The organism is Methyloceanibacter sp., assembly GCF_050999895.1.
Classification (GTDB): Bacteria; Pseudomonadota; Alphaproteobacteria; order Rhizobiales; family Methyloligellaceae; genus Methyloceanibacter.
On the sequence record NZ_JBPCOU010000016.1, the window covers coordinates 33,434 to 43,195 of the forward strand.

General features: G+C 61.4%; 15 protein-coding genes and 1 pseudogene. 9 read left to right on the forward strand and 7 right to left on the reverse strand.

Annotation, left to right across the window (positions count from 1 at the left end; all coding sequences use genetic code 11):
* Positions 1–111: 111 nt before the first annotated feature.
* Complete coding sequence (locus tag ACR2J1_RS01360) at positions 112–534, reverse strand: hypothetical protein (RefSeq protein ID WP_434017556.1); 423 nt, start codon at positions 532–534, stop codon at positions 112–114.
* An 824-nt stretch (positions 535–1,358) separates the two neighbouring features.
* Between ACR2J1_RS01360 and ACR2J1_RS01365 the strand changes: the two genes are divergently transcribed.
* Positions 1,359–1,790 (forward strand): curlin, encoded by a 432-nt coding sequence (locus ACR2J1_RS01365; RefSeq protein WP_434017557.1) that lies wholly within the window; start codon positions 1,359–1,361, stop codon positions 1,788–1,790.
* Positions 1,791–1,821: 31 nt separating this feature from the next.
* Positions 1,822–2,232, forward strand: coding sequence for a curli-like amyloid fiber formation chaperone CsgH (csgH, locus tag ACR2J1_RS01370; protein ID WP_434017559.1), 411 nt, complete (start codon positions 1,822–1,824; stop codon positions 2,230–2,232).
* Between the two features lie 393 nt (positions 2,233–2,625).
* Here the strand turns inward: csgH and ACR2J1_RS01375 are convergent, their stop codons facing one another.
* The 5 genes and pseudogenes from ACR2J1_RS01375 to ACR2J1_RS01395 form a co-directional block, all read right to left on the reverse strand.
* Positions 2,626–3,006, reverse strand: a complete 381-nt coding sequence (locus tag ACR2J1_RS01375) for a bactofilin family protein (protein ID WP_434017561.1) — start codon at positions 3,004–3,006, stop codon at positions 2,626–2,628.
* Between the two features lie 163 nt (positions 3,007–3,169).
* Positions 3,170–3,673 (reverse strand): peptide-methionine (R)-S-oxide reductase MsrB, encoded by a 504-nt coding sequence (msrB, locus tag ACR2J1_RS01380; protein ID WP_434017562.1) that lies wholly within the window; start codon positions 3,671–3,673, stop codon positions 3,170–3,172.
* A 152-nt stretch (positions 3,674–3,825) separates the two neighbouring features.
* Entirely contained in the window at positions 3,826–5,262 is a 1,437-nt protein-coding gene (locus ACR2J1_RS01385) for a sensor histidine kinase (RefSeq protein WP_434017563.1), read from the reverse strand.
* 370 nt (positions 5,263–5,632) lie between these two features.
* Positions 5,633–5,787, reverse strand: a pseudogene (locus tag ACR2J1_RS01390) (DUF1328 domain-containing protein).
* Positions 5,788–5,900: 113 nt separating this feature from the next.
* Complete coding sequence (locus ACR2J1_RS01395) at positions 5,901–6,245, reverse strand: response regulator (RefSeq protein WP_434017564.1); 345 nt, start codon at positions 6,243–6,245, stop codon at positions 5,901–5,903.
* A 192-nt stretch (positions 6,246–6,437) separates the two neighbouring features.
* On the opposite strand from ACR2J1_RS01395, the gene ACR2J1_RS01400 reads away from it, so the two are divergent.
* The gene (locus ACR2J1_RS01400; RefSeq protein WP_434017565.1) at positions 6,438–6,635 is read left to right on the forward strand and encodes a CsbD family protein; all 198 of its coding nucleotides are present in this window, start codon (positions 6,438–6,440) and stop codon (positions 6,633–6,635) included.
* Between the two features lie 226 nt (positions 6,636–6,861).
* Complete coding sequence (locus tag ACR2J1_RS01405; RefSeq protein WP_434017575.1) at positions 6,862–7,020, forward strand: DUF3309 family protein; 159 nt, start codon at positions 6,862–6,864, stop codon at positions 7,018–7,020.
* Between the two features lie 82 nt (positions 7,021–7,102).
* Here the strand turns inward: ACR2J1_RS01405 and ACR2J1_RS01410 are convergent, their stop codons facing one another.
* Positions 7,103–7,912 carry a response regulator gene (locus tag ACR2J1_RS01410; RefSeq protein ID WP_434017567.1) on the reverse strand — a complete coding sequence of 270 codons (810 nt, stop codon included), beginning with the start codon at positions 7,910–7,912 and terminating at the stop codon, positions 7,103–7,105.
* 280 nt (positions 7,913–8,192) lie between these two features.
* On the opposite strand from ACR2J1_RS01410, the gene ACR2J1_RS01415 reads away from it, so the two are divergent.
* From ACR2J1_RS01415 to ACR2J1_RS01435, 5 genes are all read left to right on the forward strand, one after another.
* Positions 8,193–8,402 (forward strand): NepR family anti-sigma factor, encoded by a 210-nt coding sequence (locus ACR2J1_RS01415; RefSeq protein ID WP_434017568.1) that lies wholly within the window; start codon positions 8,193–8,195, stop codon positions 8,400–8,402.
* 47 nt (positions 8,403–8,449) lie between these two features.
* Positions 8,450–8,956 carry a sigma-70 family RNA polymerase sigma factor gene (locus ACR2J1_RS01420; protein ID WP_434017577.1) on the forward strand — a complete coding sequence of 169 codons (507 nt, stop codon included), beginning with the start codon at positions 8,450–8,452 and terminating at the stop codon, positions 8,954–8,956.
* Positions 8,957–8,960: 4 nt separating this feature from the next.
* Positions 8,961–9,215, forward strand: a complete 255-nt coding sequence (locus tag ACR2J1_RS01425) for a hypothetical protein (RefSeq protein ID WP_434017569.1) — start codon at positions 8,961–8,963, stop codon at positions 9,213–9,215.
* Between the two features lie 82 nt (positions 9,216–9,297).
* A complete protein-coding gene (locus ACR2J1_RS01430) occupies positions 9,298–9,444 on the forward strand; it encodes a hypothetical protein (protein ID WP_434017570.1) in 147 nt (48 codons plus the stop codon).
* Positions 9,445–9,505: 61 nt separating this feature from the next.
* The coding region (locus ACR2J1_RS01435; protein WP_434017571.1) for a hypothetical protein at positions 9,506–9,762 on the forward strand (257 nt) is incomplete at its 3' end.

Sequence of the window (9,762 nt, forward strand, 5' to 3'; positions counted from 1 at the left end):
ACAGTCCCCTTTGTGTCTAGGCCTCGCCTCATCTCCCAGTTTCAGAATTGAGGGCGCCGACCGAAGCCGGATGCCCTCTTAGCATCTCCTGGCCTGTGACTCGCAGACACCTCATCCAGCATCGCACACGTTTGCGTTTTCGTTCCATTTCATACCGGCCTCTTCACACCCAGAGCGAGTCAGGGGCTGTGGACCGCCGGACCCTATAGGCGTCTCGGCAGCGTTGTCCGTGGGGGAACTTTCGGAGGGCTCTTGCATGGGGGATTCTTCAACGGTCTCTTCTACGCGAGGTTCGACGGCAAGTGTCTCAGAGGATTCTTCGGAGGATTTGCCAAAGGCCTCTTCCGCCTCGGGCTCCTCAGCGGGGACCGCGTCCTCCGACTCTGCCGCCTCACCCGGCTCCCCATCGGGATACACCGGCTGGGGTTGAGATTCAGAGGCAGGCTCGCCCTTGTGCGGCCCGGACGGCGCGTCCTTGGAGACGGTCGGCGGGACAACGATGGTCTCCTCCTCCATCCCCTCCTCTTCAATCACTGCGTCTGGCTCCTCAGCGGGGGCGGACTCCTCCAACTCTGCCGGCTCCGCCGAAGAGGCGGGCTTCTCGGCAGGTTCTTCCGTGGCAGCGTCGGACGGGGTTTGTGCAGGCGATTCGGAAGGCTTTGCTTCCGACTTAGGCTGTGTCGTTTGCTGCTCAGTCGGTTCCTGGTTCTTTTGGTCAGAGGTTTCTTCGGCCTGGTCGCATGCCGCGAAGAGGCATGCTGTGACAAGTAATGCGGTCACTGAAACAACGTTTCTCATGTTCGCCCCGATCCTGATTGCGCCAAAACCGCCAGAATTGAATCTAGCGTCAATCCAATTGCTTGACCAGGTAATCAGAACGCCATTCATTCGGAGTCATCACAGCGGTCTCAGTGCCGGGGCCCCATCATGCAATTGTCGTGCGCCACTAGTTAGCGCCAGCAGCGGGCGCACCAACAGCCGCCTCAGAAGCACCAGCAGGTTTTGCGACATGGGTTTGCGTGACCGGCTCCCAGCATGTACTAGTGCTGATGTCCCCGAGCTCGCCTCGCCGCGGGCTTCCCCACATCGTTGTCCAGTAATGCACTGCCTGCACTGGTGCAGCCACCACTGAGAGGCCGCGTGGTGGTGGTTCTCAATTGCTGGCCTCCACTACAGGGCGCTTCATTGCGCTGCCGCCGCCTTTCCTTTGGATGGGCCCGCATGATGGGGCGAAGGCTGAACGGGCGATGAATGGTGCGTTCAGCGCCACTTCAAGGCGGCTTCTCTAAGACGAGCTTACTCAAGCGAACGCCGCGAATCCCCGCGGCGCCGCGAAATGGACCAAGGAGTAAGCACCAATGACCCTACGGACCTTCCTCATCGCGGGCGCAGCGGCTCTGACCCTCGGCACCGCCTTCACGCCGGCCTATGCCGGCTCATATGTCTCCATCGAGCAATATGGCGCCGGCAACGCTTACGGCGGCGCGCAGCACGGCTACGGCAATCGGTTAACCGTCTATCAGAACGGATACGCCAACAACTCGATCAACACTCAGACCGGCCATCGCAACCGGGCCGTCGTCGGTCAAGACGGCTACGGCCACTACGCCGACACGGCTCAGTTCGGCCGCCGCAATGTCGGCATCGCCCAGTTTGGCGCTGGTCATACCGCCATCACCACGCAGGACGGCAATGGCAATGCGATCGGCGTGATTCAAGCCGGGCGCGGCAACCGAGCCAATGTCACCCAGATCGGCCGGGGCAATGTCTCGGTGATCATTCAGGACTGATGCGGATTTGAACTGAAGAAAGGACACTCCCATGCCCAGGATGATCAAGAAATCGCTTGCTGCGCCGCTGCTGCTCCTGAGTATCGCTGGGAGCGCAGCCGCCGGTGGCGACCTCGCGCCGAAGTCCGAGCGTCACGAGCGCTTGCCCTCTTGCGACATCCGCGTCGACTACCAGGACGGCAGCGTGGTGCTAGAAGGTCTCGTATTCGTGCCGAGACCCGTCTCAGGCCTCTACGACATGCGGGTCTCCCAGACTGGCAAAGCAGGCCACGCCAATATCCGCCAGAGCGGCGAGTTTGAGGCCACGCCCGATGCACCAGGCTCACTCGGTGTCATATCGCTGTCCCGGCGCTCCGGAGGCTATGTCGCCCAGCTCAACGTGAGGTGGGACGGCGGCGTTGTCGACTGCACGCGGCAGATTCACAACAGGACCGTGCTTTAGGTCACAGACAGAAGACAAGGAACCCGAACCATGAGCCCAACCACCATCCAGGCCGCCCTTACCGCGGCAGTCATCGCTCTCGCTGTGAGCGCACCGGCGACGGCCTTCGCCGGCGGCAGCTTGACCCTTTCGCTCAGCCCAAGGGGCGACAGCGCCGACCTCATCAGGCAGGGCCTTCAGATCTACGGTATCGTGAACGACCTCAAAGGCAAAAAAATCACGCCCGCGTCTATCAGAAAGGCATCAACAACGCGGCCGCCGTCAGTCAGAAAGGCACCGGCAACTATGGCGCTGAGAGCTTCGCTCATGCAGCAATCCGCCAAGCCTCGTCCTCATGAGCGCGCCAAGAATGGAGGTCCATGCGTGCAGCCAGCAGAACGCGAGGACGCGGTCTCAGTCCGCCCGGGCGGGGCCGTTGCCGTTCGCAGCAGGAGCAGCGTGCTCGCCATCCCCGTTGGTTTTTCTGGAGCGGCCGTCGAAATAGGCGCCGCTCTCGATTGTGAGCGACTCGTGGTGAATGTCGCCGACCACATGCGCGCGCGATTTCAAAACCACGTCGCGACCGGTCACCGGACCTTCGACGCGGCCATCGACCACGACACGCTCGGCAGCAACGGCTCCGTTTATGCTTGCCTCACGCGAGATCACGAGAGACGTGCATTGCAACTCGCCGTCGATCTGACCCCGAACCTCGACAAGACCGTTGGCGGTGACGTTCCCGACGATCTTTAGACCCTCGGCAATTACCGTTCCTCGGCGACTGAACGCGAACATTGATACCCCCTCATACGCAGGTTACTTCGTTATAGGCGCGAGACTAGGCCTCAAGCCTCACCCTGGCGAGAGAAACCTTATTGTCTTTTTGCACTGTGGGGAATTGGCCGTAACCCACCGCCAAGGGCTCGGGCATCTCTGCAGGCTGCTCTCTAGGGCGGCCCTAGGCCGGAATGAACTTCATCGCCACGCCATTCATGCAGTAGCGCAGCCCGGTGGGCTTGGGGCCGTCATTGAAGACATGGCCGAGATGCCCGCCGCAGCGCCTGCAATGCACCTCGGTGCGGTAGAACCCCAGCGCGCCTTCCTCGCGCGTATCGACGGCCCGTTCGATCGGCGCGTAGAAGCTCGGCCAGCCAGTGGCGCTGTCGAACTTGGCGGCCGAACTATAGAGCGGCAGGTCGCAGCCGGCGCAAGCGAAGATGCCTTTACGCTTCTCCTTGTCGAGGGGACTCGAGAAGGGGCGCTCGGTATCCTCCTCGCGCAGCACCGCGTATTGCTGCGGCGTCAGAAGTTTCTTCCACTCTTCCTTGCTGCGGGTTATCTCGAACTTGCCCTCGGCCGCGTGGGCGCTGGCTCCGAAAATGCGAAGGGTGCCTACCGCAAGAGCGGTCGCGGCCACAGCACCCACCGCGGTGCCAAACAGAATCTCGCGTCGCGTCGCCATCAATGTCTCCTCGCGCAATTCGCCGGCACGCCACGCGGCCGACGCTGAATTGGTCTTGCCCATGTATCTATGCACGCTTGGCTTTTTCGCAATTCAACTTCCGCGCACGGAGGATCACGACTGCGTTTAGTAAATTCACGACTGTGAGAGGTCTAGCGGGCGACGATTTGCGAGGCGGGAATCGAGATCACGCATTGCACGCCCTGGGCCGGAAAGGTCAGCTTCACCTTACCGTCGAGGGCCTGCCCTACCACGTTCTCGATCATCGTGCGCCCGAAGCCCGCGCGTTCCGGCACGTTCACCGGCGGGCCGCCGCTTTCCTGCCAGACAAGCTTCAACTGCGCCGGATCCTCCATGCGCTGCCAATGGATCTTGACCTTGCCGCGCTCGGTCGACAGCGACCCGAATTTCTCCGCGTTGACGACAAGCTCATGCAACGCAAGCCCCACATTCTGGACGGCTTCCGGCTTCAGCATCACGTCTTCGCCTTCGATGGCGATCTTGCCGCCGAGGAGGTCGGCATGCGCGCTTAGTTGCTGCTCGATCAGGGTCCGCAGCGACGAGCCCTCCCAATTGTCGGCGACAAGGAGATCGTGAGAGCAGCCGATCGCGATCAGACGCGCGCTGAAGCGGTTGAGAAACTCCTCCACCGACGGGGTGCGGGCCGCGGTCTGCCGCGCGATGGCGTTGATGACCGCCAGCAGGTTCTTGGACCGGTGTGTCAGTTCGCGCAGGAGAAGCCGGAGCTGATCCTCGTTCGCCTTGCGCTCGCTCATGTCGACGGCAACCGAGATCGTGCCGGTCAACTCGCCCGCAGCATCGGTCAGCGGCTCCATCAAGAGGTAGAAAGACCGCTTGCGGCCGAACAATTCGAAACTGGTCTCGAGCTCCTCCGAGTGCCCTGTCTCCATTACCTTGCGCTTTGCCGCCATGATGGGTTCCGCGGCTTCGGCGGGGAAAACTTCGGCGTCGGTCTTGCCCATCAAGGCTTCCGGCGAGAGGCCCGGCGGGGTGTTGTGAACCCAGGTGAAGCGCAAGTCGCGGTCCTGACTGAAGACGAAGATCGGCGACCCGCGCAGCGCGATTTCGAAACGCCGTTTCGCTTCGGCCAATTCCTTGGTGCGTTCCTCCACCCGCTCCTCGAGCTGATGCCGCGCGCTTTGCAGTTCCTCGAAGGTCCGCAAATGGGCGGCGACTTCGCTCTGCAATCTTTCGCGCGACGGCAGGCGAAGGAGTTGCGGCGTGAGCCGCCACAGGACGACGGCCGTTGTCAAAGCGAGCAGCGCGGCGGCAGCCTTGAGCACGCCTTCCAAGCCCTGGACTGGAATCCAGAGTGCGATCAGGGAGGCGAAGTGGGCGAACCCGCAGGCCAGAATGAACAAGATGAACAGGGTGACGAGCGCGGTCTCGCGGGGATTGCTCTCCCGCCGCTTGCGAAAGAGATAGATCAGGGCGGCGGGAATGAGCAGGAACGAGGCGGCGATGATGCCGTCGGCGATGGCGTGAACCACCACCAGTCCAGACGACCACGTTTCCGAGCGCGTCGCGGAGGAGGCCGTCCCGAACAGAAACGAAAGCCAGCGTTCCATAAAAAAAGAGCCTGTGCCCCGGTTTGATCTGCTTTCGGCCGAATTGATCTGCTTTTGGGCCGGTTTGATCAGTTTTGATGCGACCGCCCGTCTCCCCAGCCCTAACCCCGGCCCCGACCGGATCGTTCGCGTACCGCGACGATTATTACAGGAGCCCGTGGCGATAGGTTTTTACAGCGCCCGCTCCCATAAATGGGCGTTCGGGCCGGAAAAATCAGGGGGGAGATTTCCTGCCGCCGCTCAGGAACCAGTCTTCGGGCTTCGGGTTTGATCGAGGTTCGACCGCAGCGATCGGACATAACGCCCGCAGCCGACCTCCCCCGGTTGCGGGCTTTCTCATGTCCGCAACGCCGAACAAGGCTCCGCTCGCTCAGAGCAGCGACGCCACCAGCGTCACGAGGAAGACCACAAGGAAAATGAAGAAGAGGATGCGGGCAACGCCGGCCGCGGCGGACGAAATCCCGCCAAACCGAACACGCCGGCGACCAACGCGACAACAGCGAAGACCAACGCCCAATAAAGCATTTTGCAAGCTCCCCAAATGAATGATGGCGGCACCAGCCGTAGGAACGCAACGCGTCAAAGTCCAATTTTGTTGCAAAAAAGGCAAGTAAATGGCCGGCGCGCCTTCGCCGAGCTCAGAACAACTCCACCGCCGCGAGCAACTCTTTGTCCGTGAAGGGCTTTTTTATGAGCGGCACGCTTCTATGGGCGTCCGGGAGCTGCTCGCGGCCATAACCGGTCACGAACGCAAACGGCACCGCGCGCGCGCGGAGCGCATCGGCAATGCTGCCGACGCTCTCGCCGCCAAGATGGGCATCGAGCAATGCGCCGTGCAGCTCCTCGCGTGCGATCGCCGAAAGCGCGTCGCGGACCGTCCCCGCCGGGCCGACCACCGTGAACCCCGCCTGCTCGAGCGCACCGGTAATATCGAGCGCAATGAGAAACTCGTCCTCGACGACAAGGATGCGTTTTCCCGCCATGCGTTGTTCCCGCCCGCCCCTGGAGCCGTTTGCGGTCCTGCTGGCCTAGTATCAGCGGATTTAGCGTCCGGCAGCAAGGCTGGCGAGACCCAAAACGCCGTCCCAGGAACCAGTGGCAAGGCGAGCGCGTTACCCGGAACCTGAGAGTCTAAACGGGCTCACTGAAGCGAAATCCAAGAGGAGGTTTCCCCCATGAACTGGGATCGCATTGAAGGTAACTGGAAGCAGCTCCGTGGTAAGGCTCAGCAGCAGTGGGGCAAGCTCACTGACGACGATCTTGATGTCGTCGAAGGCCGCCGCGTAGAGCTGGTCGGCAAGATCCAGGAGCGCTACGGCATCGACAAGGATGAAGCCGAGCGTCAGGTCGACACCTGGACGAAAGACATGTAATTTTTGACGCTCCGCGGCGTGCGTTCGTAGCGCGCCGCGGACCTCTCATTCCTTAGAGGCGGGGTGTTTTTGCCGTCTTCGAAGTTCTTAAACCGCCGTTCGCATCGTACGCGGTATTCCCGCGATAAGAGAAGCTAAGCATGGGGGCATTGGCTTTTCGTGTTCCTCCCTGCTCAATCAAGCCTACGGCGTAGATTCTGGCCGCTGTCGGCTTCAAGGAGAGGCAATAATGCTGACGACTGTCCTTATCATCATTCTCATTTTGATCTTGCTCGGCGCGTTTCCCGCCTGGCCGCATAGCCGCAATTGGGGTTACGGCCCGTCGGGGATTGTCGGACTCATCCTCGTCATTCTTCTGATCCTTGTCCTCTTGGGCAAAGTCTAGTCGCCTCGGAGCGAGTGCAGACCCGCTCCGATTTCTAAACCATCGTTGAGGTGAAAAAGCGCCCGCTTGGCGGGCTTCGAAGCTAGGCGCTTTTGTAGGGACGATCGCGCAGATGCGCGCGCCGCTCGAAGAACAGCGCCTGGCTCACGATCGCCTTCACGGTATCGGGCTGATAGGGCTTGGTGATGAGGAATGCCGGCTCGGGGCGTTCGCCAGTCAGGAGCCGATCCGGATAGGCGGTGATGAAGATCACCGGCACCTCGAACGAGGCGAGGATCTCATTAACGGCGTCGAGACCCGAACTGCCATCTGCAAGCTGGATGTCTGCAAGCACGAGACCCGGCTTATGGCTTTCCGCCGCCTTGACGGCCTCCTTGTGCGTACGCGCGACCGCATTCACGCGGTGGCCGAGCCCCTCAACGATGCTTTCCAGGTCCATGGCGATCATCGGCTCGTCTTCGATGATGAGCACGTCGGTTGCGACCTGCGCCGCGATTTCGCGTCCTGCGACGTCGAGCAGACCGTCAATCTCATCCTCGCCGGTCTTGAGGATCATCGAAGCCTCCGAGGGTGAAAACCCTTCCACCGAGCAAAGCAGGAAAGCCTGCCGCGGCAGCGGCGTGATCGATTCAAGCTTGCGGTCGAGGGGCGACGCCAGACCTGAGGGCCCGTCGGGCTTGAGGTTCACGTCCACGGAGTTCCAGAGACCGACAAAGGTCTGGTAGAGGGCGACGCGGGGATCGATGCCGGTATCGAAGAGCGAGGGGTCCTCGATAAGCACCTCCAAGGTCGCGGCAACATAGGCATCGCCCGCTGCCTGCGAGCCGGCCAGGGCCCGCGCAAAACGGCGGAGGTAGGCAATGTGTGGGGCTATCGCTTGGGAGATCGACATAAGGCCTATCACACGTTGTTGGAGGGAAAGCGCCAGACCCAATACGCAAAGAGAGCTTGAGGAAGCAACTCAAATCCGTGCGTCACAGCCCAAGTTAACGCGTTTGTTCAGTCTTGGTTCCGTTAAAGGGAACCATCTGACCATCTGGTGGTTTTTGCTCAGGCGTCCGAGGAATCCGATATTCTCAGATTCGCTCGATTTGGGCGGCGAGGGGAATAGTAAAGTGCGCGCGAACGACACAAAGGGCCGTGGTCAGAAGATGCCCGGCAAACCAAAGAAGATGGACAAAGCAGCTGAGAGCGGCGGCGGGAGCGACGGCCCGTCTGAACACGCCTCGCAAGAGAGCTACATGGACAAAGGTCTAGAACCGAACTTGCAGGCGCATATCGGCCGCCACGTGCGCGAGGCATTCGACGAGGTCGCGCGGGAACCTATTCCCGACCATCTGCTCCAACTCCTGAACGAGCTCGAACGGGGCGGAGGCAAATAGTGCGACCAAAAGTATCCGCCAGTCTTCGCGACGCGCTCATAGCGGAAATGGGCAATTTGCGCGCCTTTGGCGTCTCGCTTTGCGGCGACCGTGAGCGCGCGGACGATCTCGTGCAGGAGACGCTGTTTAAGGCCTGGAACCATCTCGATTCATTCCGCGAAGGAACCAACCTCAAAGCGTGGCTCTTCACGATTTTGCGCAACACCTATTTCTCGGAGCGTCGCAAGCGGCGGCGCGAGGTCGAGGACGCCGATGGCGGCTACGCCGCGCGCCTGTCGACGCAACCCGAGCAGCATGGTCACATGGACATGCAGGATTTTCGCGAGGTGCTCGTGCGCTTGCCGGACGATCAGCGCGAGGCCTTGATCCTGGTCGGCGCCGCCGGGTTCTCCTATGAGGAAGCCGCCAAAATTTGCGGCTGCGCGGTCGGCACCATCAAGAGCCGGGTGAACCGTGCACGCAACCGGCTCGGCGACATGCTGGGTATGGACGAAGACGCGGCTTCCGCTGCGGCCGGCGATACGCTGAAGCTTGGTTTGGCCAAGACGGCTTAAGTCCATGACGACAATCGCATCGGTCAATCTCGACCCGGCCATGCTCGACCCGGCCTCGGTGTTCAGCGCGCCCCATGAGGTCCTGACGGCGCCGCTTACGGCGGAGGATAAGAAGGCCATCCTCCTGCGCTGGGAGGAAGATGCGGAAGCGCTGCTACGCGCCACCGAGGAAGGCATGCCGCCGGCCGATAACCGCAGTCCAGCCGAAATGCTGGTCGCCGTGCATGCGGCGCTGCACGCCTTAGAAGGACCGGATTGATCCGCGCCGCCACTGACCGCACGCAGGTGGCTTTTTGGTTTTTTATTCTAGCGATATCAGCACTTAAAAAAGGAGGGCGATAATGGCGGCTAAAATCAATCCGACCGAAGCACGGCAGGCGACAAGTTCGCGCGCGACGCTCTGGATCCTGCTGACCTCGATCGCGCTCTGTGTCGTTGCGGGTCTGCTCTTCGCCGTGGGCTGGATCAGCCTCCCCTGGAGCCCTTGAATTTAAGCTCACGAGGGGCAATCTTATCGGACTCGGCTATCCCTAACGATGGAGGAAGGGTTTGGCGGGACTGCATTCCGGTGTGTTTCGTTTCATGATGATCTTGACTTTGATCGGCGGGCTGCTGCTCCCCTCCTCCGCTCGGGCTGAGGGTGGCGACACTCCGCAGCGCGAAAGCGCCAGTTCTCTGAATGCTTTCATTGCCGATCTCAAAGTCCAGGCTCGCCGCGCGGCCCTCGCCGCCGAAACTGCTGGGGTACACAGCAAGGAAGCTCTGTCAGCGCTGAAAAACCGTGTGGCAACCAAGGCTTCCGCTTT